This is a genomic window from Rhizobium sp. NZLR11, assembly GCF_019685115.1.
In the GTDB taxonomy this organism is placed as follows: domain Bacteria; phylum Pseudomonadota; class Alphaproteobacteria; order Rhizobiales; family Rhizobiaceae; genus Rhizobium.
Genome location: NZ_JABDWD010000029.1, coordinates 1 through 18,876, shown reverse-complemented (window position 1 = coordinate 18,876; position 18,876 = coordinate 1). Strand labels below are relative to the sequence as shown.

17 protein-coding genes and 1 pseudogene are annotated in these 18,876 nt (G+C 60.9%); 10 read left to right on the top strand and 8 right to left on the bottom strand.

Going from position 1 to position 18,876, the window contains the following annotated elements; all coding sequences use genetic code 11:
* The first annotated feature begins 98 nt into the window (after positions 1–98).
* Together HJB83_RS30825 and HJB83_RS30820 are read left to right on the top strand one after the other, a co-directional pair.
* Complete coding sequence (locus HJB83_RS30825) at positions 99–824, top strand: SDR family NAD(P)-dependent oxidoreductase (RefSeq protein ID WP_207581001.1); 726 nt, start codon at positions 99–101, stop codon at positions 822–824.
* Positions 818–1,306 (top strand): RidA family protein, encoded by a 489-nt coding sequence (locus HJB83_RS30820; RefSeq protein ID WP_207581002.1) that lies wholly within the window; start codon positions 818–820, stop codon positions 1,304–1,306. Before HJB83_RS30825 ends, HJB83_RS30820 begins: the two co-directional genes overlap by 7 nt.
* 97 nt (positions 1,307–1,403) lie before the next feature.
* Here HJB83_RS30820 and HJB83_RS30815 read toward each other — a convergent pair whose 3' ends face one another.
* Positions 1,404–1,943 carry a Pycsar system effector family protein gene (locus HJB83_RS30815; RefSeq protein WP_207581003.1) on the bottom strand — a complete coding sequence of 180 codons (540 nt, stop codon included), beginning with the start codon at positions 1,941–1,943 and terminating at the stop codon, positions 1,404–1,406.
* A 128-nt stretch (positions 1,944–2,071) separates the two neighbouring features.
* Here HJB83_RS30815 and HJB83_RS30810 point away from each other — a divergent pair, with 128 nt between their 5' ends.
* A complete protein-coding gene (locus tag HJB83_RS30810; RefSeq protein ID WP_207584340.1) occupies positions 2,072–5,830 on the top strand; it encodes a FecR domain-containing protein in 3,759 nt (1,252 codons plus the stop codon).
* Entirely contained in the window at positions 5,830–7,812 is a 1,983-nt protein-coding gene (locus tag HJB83_RS30805; RefSeq protein WP_221133159.1) for a CHASE2 domain-containing protein, read from the top strand. The genes HJB83_RS30810 and HJB83_RS30805 overlap by 1 nt, the downstream gene beginning before the upstream one ends.
* A 108-nt stretch (positions 7,813–7,920) precedes the next feature.
* Here HJB83_RS30805 and HJB83_RS30800 read toward each other — a convergent pair whose 3' ends face one another.
* A complete protein-coding gene (locus tag HJB83_RS30800) occupies positions 7,921–8,787 on the bottom strand; it encodes a LysR family transcriptional regulator (RefSeq protein WP_221133160.1) in 867 nt (288 codons plus the stop codon).
* Positions 8,788–8,855: 68 nt separating this feature from the next.
* Between HJB83_RS30800 and HJB83_RS30795 the strand changes: the two genes are divergently transcribed.
* A complete protein-coding gene (locus HJB83_RS30795; RefSeq protein ID WP_221116727.1) occupies positions 8,856–9,827 on the top strand; it encodes a quinone oxidoreductase in 972 nt (323 codons plus the stop codon).
* 67 nt (positions 9,828–9,894) lie between these two features.
* Here the strand turns inward: HJB83_RS30795 and HJB83_RS30790 are convergent, their stop codons facing one another.
* The gene (locus HJB83_RS30790) at positions 9,895–10,431 is read right to left on the bottom strand and encodes a GNAT family N-acetyltransferase (RefSeq protein ID WP_207581007.1); all 537 of its coding nucleotides are present in this window, start codon (positions 10,429–10,431) and stop codon (positions 9,895–9,897) included.
* A gap of 310 nt (positions 10,432–10,741) precedes the next feature.
* Here HJB83_RS30790 and HJB83_RS30785 point away from each other — a divergent pair, with 310 nt between their 5' ends.
* On the top strand, positions 10,742–11,722 hold the full coding sequence (locus HJB83_RS30785; protein ID WP_221133161.1) for an SDR family oxidoreductase: 981 nt from the start codon (positions 10,742–10,744) through the stop codon (positions 11,720–11,722).
* 130 nt (positions 11,723–11,852) lie between these two features.
* Here HJB83_RS30785 and HJB83_RS30780 read toward each other — a convergent pair whose 3' ends face one another.
* On the bottom strand, positions 11,853–12,665 hold the full coding sequence (locus HJB83_RS30780) for a class I SAM-dependent methyltransferase (protein WP_207584341.1): 813 nt from the start codon (positions 12,663–12,665) through the stop codon (positions 11,853–11,855).
* A 177-nt stretch (positions 12,666–12,842) separates the two neighbouring features.
* Positions 12,843–13,595, bottom strand: a complete 753-nt coding sequence (locus HJB83_RS30775) for a nucleotidyltransferase domain-containing protein (RefSeq protein WP_207581009.1) — start codon at positions 13,593–13,595, stop codon at positions 12,843–12,845.
* A 284-nt stretch (positions 13,596–13,879) separates the two neighbouring features.
* On the opposite strand from HJB83_RS30775, the gene HJB83_RS30770 reads away from it, so the two are divergent.
* Both HJB83_RS30770 and HJB83_RS30765 read left to right on the top strand, forming a co-directional pair.
* Positions 13,880–14,575: a fumarylacetoacetate hydrolase family protein gene (locus tag HJB83_RS30770; protein WP_207581010.1), complete on the top strand. Its 696-nt coding sequence runs from the start codon at positions 13,880–13,882 to the stop codon at positions 14,573–14,575.
* 10 nt (positions 14,576–14,585) lie between these two features.
* On the top strand, positions 14,586–15,116 hold the full coding sequence (locus HJB83_RS30765) for a gamma carbonic anhydrase family protein (RefSeq protein ID WP_207581011.1): 531 nt from the start codon (positions 14,586–14,588) through the stop codon (positions 15,114–15,116).
* A gap of 148 nt (positions 15,117–15,264) precedes the next feature.
* Here the strand turns inward: HJB83_RS30765 and HJB83_RS30760 are convergent, their stop codons facing one another.
* A complete protein-coding gene (locus tag HJB83_RS30760; protein WP_207581012.1) occupies positions 15,265–15,666 on the bottom strand; it encodes a hypothetical protein in 402 nt (133 codons plus the stop codon).
* Between the two features lie 332 nt (positions 15,667–15,998).
* On the opposite strand from HJB83_RS30760, the pseudogene HJB83_RS34630 reads away from it, so the two are divergent.
* Positions 15,999–16,363: pseudogene (locus tag HJB83_RS34630) on the top strand (hypothetical protein).
* 11 nt (positions 16,364–16,374) lie between these two features.
* On the opposite strand, the gene HJB83_RS30755 reads toward HJB83_RS34630, so the two are convergent.
* Both HJB83_RS30755 and HJB83_RS30750 read right to left on the bottom strand, forming a co-directional pair.
* Positions 16,375–16,773, bottom strand: a complete 399-nt coding sequence (locus HJB83_RS30755) for an ester cyclase (RefSeq protein WP_207581013.1) — start codon at positions 16,771–16,773, stop codon at positions 16,375–16,377.
* A 330-nt stretch (positions 16,774–17,103) separates the two neighbouring features.
* Positions 17,104–17,679, bottom strand: a complete 576-nt coding sequence (locus tag HJB83_RS30750; protein ID WP_207581014.1) for a transglutaminase-like cysteine peptidase — start codon at positions 17,677–17,679, stop codon at positions 17,104–17,106.
* Between the two features lie 191 nt (positions 17,680–17,870).
* Between HJB83_RS30750 and HJB83_RS34405 the strand changes: the two genes are divergently transcribed.
* Positions 17,871–18,876, top strand: a 1,006-nt coding sequence (locus tag HJB83_RS34405; RefSeq protein ID WP_259671446.1) for a hypothetical protein, incomplete at its 3' end; no start/stop codon positions are given.

The window sequence follows — 18,876 nt, the reverse complement described above, 5'->3', positions numbered from 1 at the left end:
ACGATCATAACCCGATGGAGGCGCATTCGCAGCAGCCCCGTCTCGAGCGACCCGCCTTCGTAAGGCCTGCGTTGCCCGACCAGACTATGGAGTTCAACATGACTACCGCAAAGACTGTCATCGTCACGGGCGCCTCCCAGGGTATCGGAGCCGGGCTCGTCAACGCCTTCATCGAGCGCGGCTATAATGTCGTCGCCACCTCACGTCAGGTCAGCGCCTCGGATGCCTTGCAGGCGTCGGACAGACTGGCGCTCGTCGACGGTGACATCGGCGATGCCGAAACCGCGGCGCGAGTGACAAGGACCGCGATCGACCGGTTCGGCTCGATCGACGCCCTCGTCAACAATGCCGGCATTTTCTTCAGCAAACCCTTCGTCGATTACACCATGACCGACTTCCGGAAGCTGTCCTCGACCAATCTCGAAGGCTTCATCCACCTGACCCAGTTGGTTGTCCGGCAGATGCTGGCCCAGAAATCGGGCGGCAGCATCGTCAGCATCACCACACCGCTGATCGACCATCCGATCGCCGGCTTCTCGGCCTCGGTCGCCATGATGACCAAAGGCGGCATCGACGCGATCTCCAAGAACCTGGCGATGGAATATGCAAGCGAGGGAATCCGCGTCAACACCGTGGCTCCCGGGGTCGTCGATACGCCATTGCACAAGGACAATCCGAAGGACTTCCTGAGCACGCTGTCGCCGATGGCTGGCATTTCCAACGTCGCGGAAGTCGTCGATGCGGTTGTCTTCCTGACCGAAGCTCCACGCGTGACCGGGGAGGTGCTGCACGTCGACGGCGGCGCACATCTGGGCAAATGGTAAACCACCCGCAAGCGCACGCAGCCGGCGCAGAACGCCGGCTGCAGGAACTCGGCATCACGCTTCCCTCGCCACCAACACCCCTGGGGGCCTATGTGGAGGCGGTCAGGAGCGGCAACCTGGTCTTCTTCAGCGGCATGCTGCCGGTTGTCAACCGCCAGCCGCGCTATATCGGCCGTGTCGGCGGCGCGCTGACATCAGAGGACGGCAGGAAGGCGGCCGAGACGGCGACACTGAGTGCGCTGGCGGCCGCCAAGGACTATCTCGGCTCGCTGGACAGGGTCGTCAGGATCGTCAAGCTCGGCGTCTATATCGCCACCGAAGGCGATTTCCGCGATCACCCGAAGGTCGCGGACGGATCGTCGGAAATGCTGCTCCAGGTCTTCGGCGAGGAAAAACTCTCAGGGCGCATCGTCCTCGGCGTCGCCAGCCTGCCGCTCGGCGTACCGATCGAGCTGGAGCTCGTTCTTGAGGTCGAGGATTGAAGAGGACGGGCGCGCTTCGGCGCGCCCGTCTCACCGCCCCTGCATTCTTGGCTTGGCGTGCGCTCGGCGCAAATGAGTTTTGTTAACAACCCCATCCTCACATCGCCACCAATAGCAGGACGTAAGCGATGACGCTCACCATCAAACCGCGAAACGCAAAAGTGACGCAGCGGTATTTGCTGCGAGCGATGGCGGAGAGGATGTTGGCGTTTTCGAGATATTGGTCGAAGAGATAACGCTCGTCGCGCCGCAGTGCCGCGTCAAAGAACAGATCTCGATGGTTCTGCCAGGCGCCCCAGAACAGCGAGGTCGAGCTATCCAAACGGCGCGGCAGCACAACGAGGATCGCCGACAGGATGGAAAAGACCGAAGCTGCGGCAAGCAAGCCGGAGAACAGCATGCTCCCTGGTGTGCCGCTGACATAACGCCCCAGGCTGAAAACCGCCCTCACCTCGCTGGAGCTCACCAGGAAGGCCAGCATGAACGTAAAGATATAGGCAGCCTTTTGATCGGATATCTTGACCTGATCGTAAAATATATCATTGATTTTCTTGATATGGTCGAAATACTCGACGCCGATATCCGCGCTCGACGGCTGGCTTAGCATAACCTCAGTTGCAGTTTCGAATTCGCTCACGTGAATACTCCATCCCCAAGTGTTTCCCTGATATTACACTTGACGGCGAAAGCAAGAACACGTGTGCAACGCGCTTGACTTTTCCCCTCTACACGGACAAAGGGGAAGCGGGTATGGGGTCTGGGGTTATGCGGGGTTATTCCAAGAACATCTGTCGTGCGGGCATGGCGCTGGCGCTTGCTGGTCCCGGTCTCGCACCGCCGGCAATGGCCGATCCGGTCCAGCGTGCAACACCGGTCGCCGGGTCCGTCATCGCCCGCAAGACCGGCGAAGAGGTCCGTTTCATCGACGTATCGAATTGGCGTGTCGTCGATATCAATCAGGATCTCCTGACCGGCGACGTGCTGCGCACCAATGCCAACGGCCAGCTCGCCATCGTCTTTTCCGACCACACCCAGGTTCGCCTCGGCCGCAATTCATCGCTGCAGGTCAAGAAAATGGCCGCAAGCGGCGACACGACACTGGAGCTGCAATCGGGAACGATCTGGGCGCGCGCCGAGCGTGGCGGCCAAGGTCTGACGGTCGAGACACCAGCGGCCGCAGCCGCCATCCGCGGCACCGACTGGACGATGACCGTCGAGGGCAGCAAAACCTCGATGATCGTGCTCGAAGGCCGTGTGGCGCTGAGCAACCCGCAGGGCAGCGTCGAGGTGAACGAAGGCGAAGGGGCGGTCGCCACGATCGGCCAGGCGCCGCGCAAGCTGGTCATAGTCACACCCGATGATCGCGAGCAGATGCTGTTCTACCTGAACCTGCGCGATGGCTTCGGCCTGATGCCGACCTCTCCGTTGCCGGCAGGCCGCATGGCCGATGAGCGCCGCCGGCTGCTGGCTTTGCCGCCGGAACGTCGCACCACCGAGAACTGGCTGGAGCTTGCCGAAGTGCAGAGCGCCTTCGACGGCCGGCCGGTCGCCGCAAAGACGCTTCAGGAGGTTCGCCGGCGCAAGCTGACCACCCTCCAGAAGGCGCGCGTCGACCTGATCGATGCCACGATCGCCGGCTCCGAAAAACGCTATGACGAAGCCGCAAGGCTGTTTGCGGCGGCACTGCCGCATCTTGATCCGGCCCGCCGGAACATGGCGCAGTATGGCGGCTATTTTGCCCGTTCGCTTTCCGATCCAGCCCATGTCGAAAAGCCGCCGTCATCAGCGGTCGGCCCCTATGGCGCGATCATGCAGGCCTACACGACAGGCTTCCTCAAAAATCCCCGCGCCTCCGTCGACCTGATCAAGGATGCGGAAAAGCGTTTTCCTGATGACCCAACCCTGCCTGCGATCCGCGCCCAGCTGGCGCAGCTGATCGACGACCGCGCCCAGATGCTGGAGGCGGTCAACCGCGCCCTCTCGCTCGATCCCAATCATCCGATCGCCCTTGCCGCACGCGCCGCCTACAAGGCGAGTTACGAAAGCGATATCGATGGCGCCCTGGCCGATCTGAACCGCGCCATCGAGCTTGCGCCGGGGGCCTCGGGATCGTTGAACTCGATGGGCCTGCTGCAAAGCGCCCGCGACGCCAATGACGAGGCCGAGGCTGCGTTCCTAAAGGCGATCGCCCTCGATCCGCAGGATCCGGTCCCGCACGGCAATCTTGCCATCCTCTATCTCGACCAATCCAGGATGAAGGATGCCAAGCGCGAAATCGATGCGGCGCTCGCCGCCGATCCCTCCTTCGACATCGCTCTCCTCGCCCGCGGCCGCTATTACCTGCAAACCGGCGAGCGCGACAAGGCGCTGGAGGACCTGCTGGCCGCCAGCACCGCCAATCCAGCCCATTCGCAATCGCAGCTGATGCTCGCCGCCGCCCACTACGAAAAGGGCGACCGCATCCCTTCCGAGCAGGCAGTCGACAATGCCGACAGGCTCGACAAGAACGATCCGGTCATCTCCTCCTTCCGCACCGCCATCGATATCGACGATTACGACGCCGACGGCGCGATCCGCAACGCGCAGGAATTTCTCCGCCGCTCGCGCGCCCGTGGCGGTGATTACAGCGCGCTCGGCGCCAATGAGGATGCCGGCTCGACGCTGAACAACGCTTTTCGCCTCCAGGGCCTGGATGCCTGGGGCCGCTATTACGGGGATGCGGTCTTCAGCCCCTTCGAAGGCAGCGGCTATATCGACCAGTCGATCAAGGGCAGCATCTTCCCTTACGTCAATGCAACGAGCTTCAGCGATGACAATGTCATCCAGAACCGTGGCAACGCGTCTAGCTATTCATCCTTTATCCAGGGCTTGCTGCTTGATCCGCACATGCTCTCCGGCCGCTCTCGTTCGGCAACGCTGCTGCGCACGCCTTTCATCGAAGGCTCGCTCGGCGGCGGCATCAATAGTGTCGACGGCCATACAAGGCGCATCGGCGAGGCCGAAATCCAGGGCTTCTCGAACGAGACGATCCCGCTCAGCTTCTTCGGCAACCTGACCTGGGAAGAACTGGTGCTGGACGGCGACTATCGCAACTTTGGCGGCTTCCAGACCAACAACAAGCTCGTCGGCGGCAATGGTTATCTGACGGCAACGGTGACGCCGGACGATCGTGTGGTGGCCTATGTCAACCATGCCAAGAACGATGGAACGCTGAACGCACTGACGGCAGGCTCGTCACTGACGGACTTCCTCAACCTCCTGGGCTTCGGGGTTCGCACCGAAGTCTCTTCGGAATACAATTATCGGCGCAATATCACCGAAACGACCAATGCCGGCCTCGGCTGGAGCCATACCTTCGGCTACGAAAACATATTGAACGGCGCCTTTCTCTATTCGGAAAGCAAATCGCAGACGTCCACCTCTCTTCAGGTAGACGATGCACCGGTTCTCGGTCTGCCTGACCCCGACATCATTCCATTCTTGGACGGGACGGAGGAGCTGTCCTCAAAAGCCTATGTCGCCGCGCTCAGCCATTCCATCGGCAGCGGACCGCTGACTTGGCGGTACGGCATCGAAGGCGGCTGGATCGATGCCAGCGCGACCACCTCCTCTCGCCTTCATGAACTCTTTCCGCTCTTCCCGATCATCCCCGGGACCACCGACGGCCCGGACACATTCAATAACCGCGTCAACATCGCCCGCGCCTACATCGACGTGCTGCACGAGATCACCCCCGAACTCAAAGGCGAGTATGCTCTCTTCGGCACGCAGATGAGCGGCGGCAGCGTCGATGTCAGCCGGCTGGAGCCACGCTTCGGCCTCGCCTGGGCACCGGCCGAGAACCATTGGCTGCGCGCTGCCTTCATGCGCCAGAGCCTCGACACCGGCGTTCCCACTCTTGCCCCGATCGGCATCCTCGGTTTGCAGGCCAACCAATATTCGATCGGCGTCGAGGGTTATACCGATACGGTGGCGCTGCAATGGGATGCCGAGTGGACCGACCGGCTCTTCACCTCGGTCGAATATCAGCACCAGGAATTGCATGATTTCTCGATCGACCTGCCGCTGATCGCGCTGCCTGCGGCAGACAGCCTGCCGCTGTCGCGCGGCAGCATCGACCGCGCCGCCGTCACGGCCAACGTCGCGCTCGGCGCCGGTTTCGGCCTCTCGGCCACCTATGCCTACATGGAATCGGAGAACAAGGACCCGCTGGAGCCGAACTACGGCGGCTCTCTGCCGTTTATCCCGAAGAATTCCGGCCAGATCGCGCTGACCTGGGTCAACGAGGCCAAGGTCAAGGCGACGGTGGCCGCCAATTATGTCGGCGAACGCGACGGCGATGATCTCGGCACCACGCTCGACGATTACTGGAGCCTCGACGCCCACCTGATCTGGGAACCGCTGGACAAGCGCATCGCACTCGAAGCTGCCGCTTATAACCTGCTCGACGAGGAGTTCGAGATCACGCCCGGCGTGCCCGGCTGGGGCCGCGCCTTCAAGGGCACCCTCAAAGTCCGCTTCTGATGCGGGAGCAGGATAAGCCTCGGCAGGCCAGGCCCACCGGCAGTCAGACCGGGAGCCGCCGTCTCAGGCTGCTGATACTGTCGCTGTCGGTGCTGATCGCCATCTCGCTGTTGTCACGCCTGCCCGCCTGGTCGCTGCTGGAGCTCAGAAGCTACGATTACCTCTCGACCGTCGACGATCCACGCCCGCCTCAAGGTGGACCTGTCATCGTTGCGATCGACGAACCGTCGCTTGCCGATATCAACGCCCAATGGCCTTGGCCGCGCAGCCTGCATGCCGAACTCGTGAGACAGCTGCGCGCCGCCGGCGCCCGTGTCATCGGCCTCGACATCATCATGGCCGAACCCTCGAACCCCGGCAATGACGCGGCAATCACCGAGGCCGTCGGTCCCGACACCGTGCTTGCCGGCGACGAAACGCTTATCGAGACGCCGCAGGCCTCGCAACTGATCCGCGCCACGCCGCTGCCGCAGCTGACGCAAGCGGGTGCTGTGACCGGCATCGCCTCGATCGATCTCAGCGGCGACGGCATCTTCCGCCGCATTCCGGGCTATGAGGACGGCTTTGCCGCCATGCTGGCGAAGACGTCGGGAACGCCGGCGGAGATTCTGTCGGCCGGCCGGCTCATCCAGTCCTTCGGCCCGGCCCGCAGCTATCCCACGGTCTCCTACTACCAGGCGCTCGACCCTGAGAATTTGCTGCCGCGGAATTATTTCAAGGGCCGAGTCGTTCTCGTCGGCCTCAGCCTGCAGAATGCGCCCGCGATCGACAAGGGCGGTGTCGATGCCTTTGCGACGCCCTATACGGTTCACACCGGCAAACTCGTCTCCGGTGTCGAGATTCAGGCGACCATCTACGACAATATCCGTGCTGGCCTGTCGATCGCCGAAGCCCGCCTGCCCGCGGTTGCCGCCTGCATCCTGATATCGGTGCTGCTTGCCGCCACGACCGTCTGGCGCTCGACGGGATGGCTGACGATCGTCACCAGTGCGGTGGGCCTCCTCGCCTTCGCCGCCGTAAGCTTTGCCGGCATCCGGCTTGCCCATGTCTTCGTCTCGCCGCTCGGCCCGACGGTCGCCTATATCTCGGTCGTCTTCGGCCAGGCCGCCTTCGATTATGCCGAGGAGCGCCGCAACAAGCGGCAGATCATCCGCGCCTTCGCCCAATACATCTCCCCCGATCTCGTCAAGCGCCTGTCGAACGATCCCTCGCAACTGAAGCTCGGCGGCGAGCGGCGCACGCTCTCGGTGCTGTTCTCGGATGTACGTGGCTTCACCACCATCGCCGAGACGCTGAAGGACGATCCGGAGCAGCTGACCGGTCTGATCAACCGGCTGTTGACGCCGCTCTCCGACGTGGTGATGGATCATGGCGGGACGATCGACAAATATATGGGCGATTGCATCATGGCCTTCTGGAACGCGCCGCTCGACGATCCCGACCATGCCCTCCATGCCGTGCGCGCCTCGCTTGCCATGCAGACAGCGATTTCGAGGCTGAACAACCAGCTGGAGCGGGAAGCGGCAGCGCATGGCGGTAAACCGCACGTCCTGAAGATGGGCGTCGGCATCAATACCGGCGAATGCATCGTCGGCAATATGGGCTCGACCCGCCGCTTCGACTATTCCTGCCTCGGCGACAGCGTCAACCTCGCCTCCCGCCTCGAAGGCGCCTCGAAGAATTATGGCGTAGCGCTGCTGCTCGGCGAGGATACCGCAAGACTGGTCGCCGACACCTACTCCGTCGTCGAGCTCGACCGGATCATCGTCAAGGGCCGCACCGTGACGTCGCCGGTCTTCACCGTCCTGCACAAGGCCGATCCGCTGTCCCTCGCCGCCCATCGGGCGTTCATCGATGCAAAATATGCCGGCACGCTCGCGCCATCCGACCACGTCTTCGAGAGGCTGGCTGCTGACATGCCCGAGCTAGCCCCCTATTACGCGATCGTCCGGGATGCGCTGGTTGGCGACGGCGGTGAGTGATCATCCGGGGCAGCGCTAAAACCAGGTTCTGCGCATGGAACCCGTGAAATGAAGCGCGCCCTCAATAGCTTCGTAGCTCGCGCATGTGACGCTCCATTTGGCAGCCGATCACTTCCCGAAGGCGCGCTTGAGCGCATCCACGACCACACGCACGGAGGGGACGTCCTTGATCTCCGAATGCACGACCAACCACACGTCCCTTCCAAGAGCATGTTCCCCCGTGATGCGCTGGAGATCGCCGGATTCCGCGACGGCGAAATCCGGGAGCATGACGACACCGCCACCAAGCCTCGCCGCTGCGGCCTGAAATTCCAGTACCGATGACCTCACCGCTATCGGCCGGCCAGCGGCCAGCTCAATGAGACGAGCCTGCTGCGGCGAGGCGTTCATTGTTTCGTCATAGCCGATGAAGGTCCATTCGGATGGCGCAACGGTTTCGAGGTATGACTTTGAGCCGTAGAGGTCGAAGGTGATCTCGCCAAGCTTGATGATGGAATAGTCGCCATCTTCTGGCCGCGACAACCGCACAGCGATATCTGCCTCCCGTCGGTTCAACGAAGCGAGCCGTTTCTCTCCGACAAGCGTGATCTGGACGGCTGGATGGTCTCGCCGGATGGCCACGATTGGCTGCGCCAGAAGGACGCTCGAAAGCGCTGGAGGAGCGCTGATCCTTACGTGGCCACGCAGTTCAGTCGAGCTGCTGCGACCAAGCTGCTCGATTGCGGCAGTTTGCGTGGCGATAAGCATTCCATGCTTGGCAACCTGTTCCCCATCGGCGGTTAGAACGACGCGCCGTCCGCGACGGTCGATGAGCTTGCGTCCCAGTCTGGCTTCCAGCGATGCAACACGCCGGCTTATTGTCGCATGTTCAACGCCGAGCTGCTTCGCCGCGCCGAGAAACGTTCCGGACCGTGCGAGCGCCAAGAAATGCCGCAGGTCGTCCCAATCGATTTGTGTGAATTCTTTCCCAATCATTGGGAGACAATAGGGAATTTTCACGCATCTCGCCACCGGGTAGTTTGACTGCATCAAGGAGACAAACGATGACAGATCAGATTGTACTGCTGAACTCGCCGGGCGACGTCGCTCAGTTCCAGGTCCAGGATCAACGTGTCCATCCTCCCGGCAACCGCGAGATCCAAATCCGCCATCACGCTATCGGGACCAATTTTCTCGACGTCTATCACCGCAAGGGCATCTACTCGCTGCCCTCATATCCCGCAGTGATCGGCGCGGAGGCCGCAGGCGTCGTCGAAGCTGTCGGCCCCGGCGTCGAGAACTTCAAAGAGGGCGATCATATCGCATATGCGGGACCGCCGGTCGGAGCCTACTGCTCGACGAGGAACATCGCTGCCGACCGTGCGATTAAGCTTCCCAAGGCGATTTCGGCTAAAACGGCGGCAAGTTCGCTGCTCAAAGGCATGACCGCTTACATGCTGTTGACGAAGACCTACAATGTGCATGACGGGAGTTGTGTTCTCATTCATGCGGCCGCCGGTGGACTGGGCAGCATGCTTGTTCGTTGGGCAAAGTCGCTCAATGCCACGGTGATCGGCACGGTCAGTAGCGCTGAAAAGGCGGCGCTCGCCGAATCCTACGGAGCCGATCATCTCGTGGTCGGACGGGGAGCGGATATTGTCACAGAGGTCAAGCGGCTGACGGGCGGAAACGGTGTCGACGTCGCCTTTGACGGAATTGGCGGTGACATGCTTGTTAAAAGCATCCGCTCGGTCCGACCGTTCGGCATGGCTGTCAGCATCGGCCAGGCCGCCGGCCCGGTTCCACCCGTTCCCCTCGAGGAACTCCGGCCAGGCAAGGCGCTCTCTCACCCGAGCATCATGGCTTGGTGCACTGACATCGATAGATATCGTGAGGCCGCTCAAGCGGCGGTCCGGGCGATGGAAACAGGGATCGTCTCTCAGATCGGCGCCGAATACAGCTTGAGAAATGTTGCGACGGCTCATGAAGAAATGGAGTCGGGGCGCTCCGCCGGCAGTATCTTGCTGGTACCTTAGAGCGAGCAAAAATGCGCGACTGTTTTGGGCCTGCGCAAACCGGCCATCCCGAACCTCTACGGCGGCCTCAAGTCCGGAGTTCGCCGAGGGTGTACATGTTGGTCGGTGCGCCATGCAGCATCACTTCGCGGTCGAAATGGAAGCCGTATTTCTCGAGAATGCGCTTTGAAGCGACATTGATGGGGCGGACCAACCCGATCACCCGCTCCGCATGCAGATCGTCGAAGGTAAAGGTCAGTGTTTCCCGGACCAGCTCCGTGGCATATCCCTGCCCCCAGCTTTCGGGGTGCAGATGATACGAAAGATTGAGGCCGCCGAATTCCTTCGAAACGGTCACGCCGCCGAAACCGATCAGCGCGCCGTTCGCTTCGACCGCCCAACGCCCGAACCCATGATCTTTCCAATGCCCGATATCACGGGCAAGCCGCGCAGCACTTTCATCGGGCGAGTCGGGCCGCGGCACGGGTCGGTGTGCGACCAGCTCCGGTCGGGAGAAAAGCTCGGTCAGGAAAAGAATATCCGTTGATGCAGGAGCCCTGAGCCTCAATCGCGCTGTACGCCTCATTGCCGGCGACGCGGCGCCATTGAGTTCTTTATCGGACATTGTCTACCTCTTCATCGAGGACGGGATATCCTCGGCGCCCCTCATCTAGGCGCGGCATCCGCCAACGCCCTCATCCTGAGGCGCGCAGGCCAAAGGCCGGAGCCTCGAAGGACACGCCGCAACGCCGCTCCTTGCACCCATCAACAGCCCGAACACATGCCGCTCGCCGTTCGAGTCCTTCGGAGCATGTCGGGACGAGGCTCTCTTGGGCGTTGCCATTCTCAGATGGCGAGATTTCTGGGAGACGATCAAGTTCTTTCGCGCTATGAAGAGCCATCATCGATCCCGCGCAGACCCCGAGGTCACTCTCATGGCTTTGAAAGTTCTTTTCATTGGCGGCACCGGCCAAATCTCCTATCCATGCGTTGAGCGGGCCGTTGCCCAAGGCCATCATGTCAGCGTCTTCAATCGTGGCTTGAGAAGCAACCCGTTGCCTGCGGGGGTGACCTCGATCGTCGGCGAACTGGGATCGCGCGACTATGCCGATCTCGCCAAGGCCAACTATGATGTCGTGTGCCAGTTCATCGCCTTCACGCCCGATCAGGTCGCGCGCGACATCGAACTGTTTGCGGACAATTGCGGTCAGTACATTTTCATCTCTTCGGCCTCGGTCTATGAAAAGCCGCCGCGTCACTATGTGATTACCGAGGAGACCCCGGCGATCAATCCTTACTGGCCCTACAGCCAGGCCAAGATTGCCGGCGAGGAGTTGCTCAAGAAGTCCATCAAACTCGCCTGGACGATCGTCCGTCCCAGCCACACCGTTCGCACCGGCCTGCCGATCATGATGGGCGACAGCGACGTCATGGCGAGACGCATGCTGGATGGCGAACCCACCATCGTGGCGGGCGACGGCCACACGCCGTGGACACTGACCCGCGCGGTCGATTTCGCAATGCCTTTCGTCGGACTTTTCGCCAAGGAGGCAGCGCTAAATGAGATTTTCCATATCACCTCCGATCGCGCACATATCTGGGACGACATCCAAAAGACCATCGCAAGATTGCTGGGCGTCGAGGCGAAGATCGTCCACATTCCGACGGACACCCTGATCAAATACAATCCGGAGTGGGTAGGCCCACTGCTCGGCGACAAGGCCTGGACGGCAATCTTCGACAATTCGAAGGTCAAGCGCGTGGCCGGCGATTTCACCTGCGCCGAGAGCCTGGAAGAAATTCTGGCCGAGCCGATCATGTACCTCAAGCAGCGCCTGGCCAAAAGCCGTCCGCCAAGGGGTGAACTTGATGCTCTGATCGACAGGATCTGCGCTGCCCAAGGCGCTCTCGGCTAGGCATGTACTTCGGGTGTTCGCCAGCTCTGGCATGATGTTGAAAAGTGTGTGCGGTTTTCTCATGACATCATGCTCTAACTCTTAAGAACAGGATTCAGATTAGGCCGAGCGGGCCTAAAATCATCCTGTTCTAGGCCACGGCCACGATGACATGCGCCTGAATTTTGGCAGCAACCTCGCCGCCGCCATGCCTGTCTGCAATCGCGGATGCAGCGTAGTCGGTCGCAGCCTCCAGTTTTCCTGCCTCTCTGGCTTCGATCTCATTGCGAAGAAGCGTGCCCTGACAATAGGCAACGGCCGGAATGCGGGGCGAGGATGCGCGGCTTTGTTCGGCCCTCGTTTCGATCACCACATGGGAGAAACCTGCGCCCTCCAACTCCGACCGGATCAGGTCCTTGTCGTGGTAGCCATGCGGCGTGCGTGCCAGGAAGCGCGGCGGAGCGTTCGGAAAAATCCTGGCGAGAGCATTCGTCACATCATTCGCAAACACATTCTCTTCGATGCGATCCCATACGCTCAGCAAAAAACGTCCTCCTGATTTCAGGACCCGCCTTGCTTCGCGGTAGGCAGCCGGCCGGTCGGGAAAGAACATCGCCCCGAACTGACAACAGACGAGATCGAAGGCCGCATCCTCAAACGGTAGCGCCAGAGCATCCGCCTGGCGCCATTGGATGCGGCTGTCGGGCGTTTGCCGGGAAGCGGCATAGTCGAGCATCGGCTGGTTGAGGTCGCTGACAACATAGCTTGCGCCTGACGACAATCTTGGCGCCAATACGCGGGTAACGACCCCGGTGCCCGCGGCGGTTTCCAACACGGCGCTCGGCGAGAAGGATGCCGCCCGCCCCGCAAGATCCGCAGCGTAAGGTTCGAAAATCAACGGAACCATATAGCGGTCGTAGTTTTCCGGAACCGAGCCTGCGAACACCTTATCCGTTTCCAGCATTGCCATCACTATCCCTTCCGATGGCTCAAAGATTAGCATGGAATGACGTGTTGAGGGCCTGTTTTCGCCCGAGCGACGTTCAGCAGCGTCTGCGGCAATGTCGGTTGACCAACTCTCCGGTCGGAGATGACAACGCCGCGGATTCTTCAATTCGGTGCTGGAAACCCTGCAGCCTTATTATTCCAGGCGGCGCGCTTCCATCGGCGCGTCCTGCCTGAACCCCTCGAAATAGCGGCCGCCATGCAAGGCAAGCTCGCGGTCGGCCAAAGCCAGAAATCGCGTAGCGTCGCCCTCTGCCGCCAGCCTGAACGCCGCGTCGAATTCGATTGCCAATTGTGCATCGAGCGCTCTTATGAGACGCGGCGCCCACTTTCCGCGGCCGGCCCACGCGCCACGCCCGAGGAGGATGAGGTCGGCGAGTTTCTGATAGAGCTGCGCAGCGATGGCCGCAATCTCTTCGGGCGGGCGCGACCCGCGCAGATCGTCGGCAAGATCGGTGACGTGATAGCGCAGCATGTCGTAGCTTGCGCCGGCAAGAGGTTTTGGCCCTGCTGCGAGCATGCTTGCGGCCCTGGCCTGAACGATGCGTGCGCTGTCGAAATCCAGGCCCACGATGCTACCGGTCGCCACCATGGTGACCATGACGGGGCAGCCGCTCTCCGCATCGGCATGAAGATAATGCGCCAGCGTCTGTTCGTCGTGGACGAAGGCCTCGACCGGGAAACCGTCCTCAGTGAACGACTCCCGCGAGGCTCTTTCCAGCGATGGGAACACGACCACGAGATCAATATCCGAAAACGCAGTCCCATCGCCACGCATGAGCGAACCAGCCACGTAGGCGAAAGCCGCCCCGGCAAAGCGGCTGGTGACGCAACGACGGGCAACGGCCAGCGCCCGCTCCGCAAGAATATGCTTCTGGATATCGTCCATGATTTCATCCTCGAATGCGGGACACGGGCGGCAACAAAAAACCCGCTCGTCTCCGGCGGGTTGGTCTTAGCGGCAATGAACGGAATTCAGTTCACGCGTCTAACACCCACCGCGGCGCGATGGTCGTAGACTGTGTTGAAACTGCAAAAATCCTGCTCATGGCCAACGTTAACCTGCGACCTTGACAGCGTCAATGCACCGAAGCGGGACGCCCGGGACGCTTCCCCGGCGCGATGTTTTCCGTCTAAGATGCGGCAAGACTCGAAAACAGAAAGAGCCCGCTCATGTCCGATCCCGCAACCGTCATCCCGCTTCCGCAACCGGTTTTGCTGCCGGTCGAGGGCAGCGCCGAGCGTTTTCCGGTGCGCCGCGTCTATTGCGTCGGGCGCAACTATGCCGACCATGCGATCGAGATGGGTCATGATCCCACCCGCGAGCCGCCCTTCTTCTTCCAGAAGAATGCCGATAACCTGCTGCCGGCGGGCAATGCCTTCCCCTATCCGCCACTCTCGAAGGACGTGCATTACGAGGTCGAATGTGTGCTTGCGCTGAAATCCGGCGGCGCCAACATTAAGGCCGCAGACGCGCTCGACTGCATTTACGGCTATGCCGTCGGCGTCGATTTCACCCGCCGCGATCTGCAGGGCGAGGCCAAGAAGCTCGGCCGTCCCTGGGAGGTCGGAAAGGCCTTCGAACATTCCGCCCCCGTCTCGTCGATCGTTCCGGCAAGCCGCCTCGGCCACCCCTCGCAGGCAAATATCTGGCTGGAACAGAACGGCAAGCGTGTCCAGGACGGCGATCTCAACCAGATGATCTGGAAGGTGCCGGAGATCATCGCCGAACTGTCGAAGCTCTTCACGCTGGCGCCGGGCGATATCATCATGACCGGCACGCCTGCCGGCGTCGGTGCGGTCGCCAGGGGCGATCGCATCAGTTGCGGCATCGACGGCGTCGCCACCCTATCGGTCGAGATCGTCTGAGGAGCGAGCCATGCCCGTCTATGCGCTCGGCGGATCAACGCCGAAACTTGCCGCTGCCGGCCTCTATTGGATCGCACCGGATGCCAATATTATCGGCGAGATCGAGCTCGGCGAGAATGTCGGCGTCTGGTTCGGCGCCGTGCTGCGCGGCGACAACGAGAAGATCACCATCGGCGAAGGCACCAACATCCAGGAAGGTGTGATGGCCCATACCGACATGGGCTTCCCGATGACAACAGGCAAAGGCTGCACCATCGGCCACCACGCCATCCTCCACGGCTGCACGCTCGGAGACAACGTGCTGATCGGCATGGGCGCCACCATTCTGAATGGCGCGAAGATTGGCGACAACTGCCTTGTTGGCGCCAATGCGCTGGTGACCGAAGGCAAGCAATTCCCCGATAATTCCCTCATCGTCGGAGCACCCGCCCGCGTCGTGCGTGTGCTCGACGAGGCGGCAATCGAAGCCATCCGCCGCTCGGCGGAAAACTACATCGCCAACTGGCAACGCTTCGCCCGCGATCTCAAGCAGATCGGGTGATCGGGCCGGCAGAATCGGGGAACACGTGCTTGAGTTTCGGCGAAAGCGGCTGATTGCGCGACGCCTCTGCATCCCGCATTCTGGATGTCAGAGAAGTTCCGCCATTGCCGCAATGACGGCCCGAGGCTGATTTCGTTGAAAAACCGCCTTATTCGGCAGCTTCGAGAAACTGGCTGTTTCGTGAGGAAGAGGCAAGCGCCTGAACCCTGGCTTCCGCCTTGGCGATCAGCTGATAGAATTCGTCCTGCGCTTCGACATCCAGTTGAATGACGGCATTGACGTCATCGGGCGTATCGCAAACGCAGGCGATTGCCGAAATGGGACAGATGCCGCCTGGGTAACGCTTGCCGGTTCCGGTATAGGCGCGACGGCCCCAACGCTCGGAATAAACCGTCTCTTCTCGCTCGAGATGCAGGATTGTTCCCTTGCAGGCGGTCACAATGGCCGCCTTGCCGTAAGCGAACCAATGATAGTTCAGCTTCCGGAGAATATATTTGCCGGTGATATCCTCGCCAGCCAGTTCGGCAGGGTTTTCAATCATTCTGATCATGAAGGCTTCCCTCAACGTTTTCAGAATATCCTTCATCTCTGCTTACGCGACAAGTCAAAAAACGCTGCTTTTGGAGACACTTAGTCACAAAGTGTTTCCGATTCTTACATAAATCATTCGTTGGGCCGTGTGTCGGGTACACAATTCCTCGTCGAATTTGCCGTACCTGCACTCGATTTCGGCATTGTTCGAGGTGGCGGCGACGTCACTGTCCCCTTGTGTTTTTCTGCCTGGGCTCGATATGTCTCCCTGACTGGTCCGAAGACCGTTCCGTTTTTTCCTCCCAGAAAACGACCGCTGTTTCGCCAAATTGCCACCAGCAGGAGAATTTCATGGTCGACGCGATCAACCCCATCTCCGCCACCGCCCCGTCCGAACCCACTAAGGTCGGCACCAGCACATCGATCGGCTCCGAACCCGACAATGCCTGGGTCGCCGCCCGCCAGTCGCAGATCACCGCCGATCAGATGGCACTCAAGAAGGAAACCGAAAGCGATTTCATCCCGCACGCGAATCTGATCGTCCACGACGAGGAGAACTCACAGAAGCGGTTTGCGCACGCGGCATCGGAAGAAGGGGAAGAAGCTGGGCATCAAGCGGAGCAACCGGTCTTGTCAGGCGAGGCGAAAGCGAGCGGATCGGCACCCGCAATTTCGACGACGACACCCCGTTCGGAGAGCGCGTCGTCATCGTCTGATGTCCGCGCAATTACCGCTCGCCCTGAAGCTGAGCTTCGATGGCCACCTTGTCGACCACCGACCAGACCTCGACGATCTTTCCGTCGCGAAATTCGTAGATGACGTTCTCGGCGAAGGTCACTCGCCTGCCGTTCACATCGATGCCGAGGAATTCTCCCTTGGGCGTGCAGTCGAAGCTCAGCCGGCACGCTAGGTAAGGCGGGTCAACGACTAGCATTAGCACATTGAAACAAAGGTCCGGAATATCATCGAAATCGCGCTCCAGCATGGCGATGTAACCCGACAACCCGATCTGTCGCTCGTTGTGAATCGCGTCGCGGGCGACGAACTGCCCGAGGTTCGGCCAGTCCTGCCTGTTGAGGCAGGCAATGTAGTCGCGATAGAGATCCACAAGTTTGGTTTTCGTCATGGTTCGTTCCAGGCTTGGCAACAGCTCGGCGGTGAAGATAGTGCCGGAACCGGTGCTTGTCAGCGGCGAGCCCTTTCGAAGCGCGGCGCCCTCTGACGCCAGCGCTGAACGGCTCTCATCGAGTTACCTGAGCTCCCTTGTGTTTTGCCGCTTCGGCTCACTCGCGAGTTTGAAGGAGCCAATATTGCCGCGCCCTCTTCGCCCGAGGAACGGCAGGCCTGGTCTCTTGCAGGAGACTTCCCAGTCTGCGAGACGGGACCATTCGCGGCCGAGCCGGGGCTGCCGGTGTCAGGCACCTTGGCGATGCGATTGAATGACGACGCGTCTGGTTCAGGAGAACTCACCGGCGCGAGGACCAGCAAGCGTCACGCGCCAGCCCGTTCGCGATTGGAAATCCTGCGTGGCCAGAAACGTATAGCCGGTTATGCGCCAGGGCTTCACGGCGCTGGTCAGATTATCCAGCACAAAATCGCCGCCGTCCGTCCGGGCAATGAGAACGACATGGTTTTGATCATGCGGTCCGATGACCACGGAAAGCGCCAACCGGTTCGAGGGAAACCCAGCCTCGATCAGGTCCTTCATCTTCTGGAGGGCGTAGTCCTCACAGTCGCCACGGCCGGCGACCGGTAGAGACCAAACATCCTTGGATCCGGATGAGGGGCGATCTTCTGCGGGAATGATGCGTCCATTTACAGCACGATTGACCTTTTGAAGAAGCGCCATGCCTGCCGCGTCGTTCAGCTGTTGCGCCGCCATCCTGCCGCACAGCCATTTGTACTTGGCGCAGGCTGCGCCGAATCCCACAGGTGCGCCGATGCTTCTCGTCACAGGTAGCGATGACCCGGCAACAGCCTGAAAAGCCAGGAGAATGAATGAGATAGCAGCAAGAGAAAAGAGACGCGCCATAGCGGATTCCCCTTATTTGTATCGTCACGATAACAGAGTCGGTATAAAAATTTATTAAAATTTTATACTTACGAATTTAACCTTATTATATAACTGACACAGATTAACTATTGTTTATTCTTCACGTTAGTTGATCGTTAGTATACGAACTCTCTCCATTAACATTCGGTTAACCTTGGGAGACGGTTGAAATGATCAGCAGAGCATCGAAATTGGGCATTGCCTTAGCTTCGCTTCTGGCAAGCAGCAGCTTGGCAACCGCAGCCCCGGCAGTGGTTAACTGCAACAGCGCAGTTCGCGGCACACTCGAATACAGGCTGTGCATGCCGACCAAATCAATTCCGGCCGGCAGCAAGTTCAGCCCGAGAGATAGCGACCCCAGCAGCCAGGGCACCGGCAGCGGCAAGAAAACATCGAGCACCGGGTCGACTGCCGAAAACAGCGGCAACCAGGTTGCTGACGGTGGCGGAAACGATACCGGCGGCGGAGATGACACCGGCGATGGCAAGGACCACGATCACCACGGCGGCAAAGACCACGATCATCACGGCGACAAGGACCGCGATCACCACGGCGACAAGGACCGCGATCACCACGGCGACAAGGACCGCGATCATCACGGCGACAAGGACCGCGATCATCACGGCGACAAGGACCGCGATCATCACGACGGCGACAAGGGCAAGGATCACGGTCACGGCAAGGGCGACAAAGACGGTTCGGGCAAGAGCGACAACGGCGGCTCCGGCAAGAGTGACAATGGCGGCTCCGGCAAGAGCGACGATGGCGGCTCCGGCAAGAGCGACAATGGCGGCGCCGGCAAGGGCGACAATGGCGGCTCCGGCAAGAGCGACAATGGCGGCTCCGGCAAGGGCGACAATGGCGGCTCCGGCAAGAGCGACAACGGCGGCTCCGGCAAGAGCGACAATGGCGGCTCCGGCAAGAGCGACAATGGCGGCTCCGGCAAGGGCGACAATGGCGGCTCCGGCAAGAGCGACAATGGCGGCTCCGGCAAGAGCGACAATGGCGGCTCCGGCAAGAGCGACAATGGCGGCTCCGGCAAGAGCGACAATGGCGGCTCCGGCAAGGGCGACAATGGCGGCTCCGGCAAGAGCGACAACGGCGGCTCCGGCAAGGGCGACAATGGCGGCTCCGGCAAGAGCGACAATGGCGGCTCCGACAAGGGCGACAATGGCG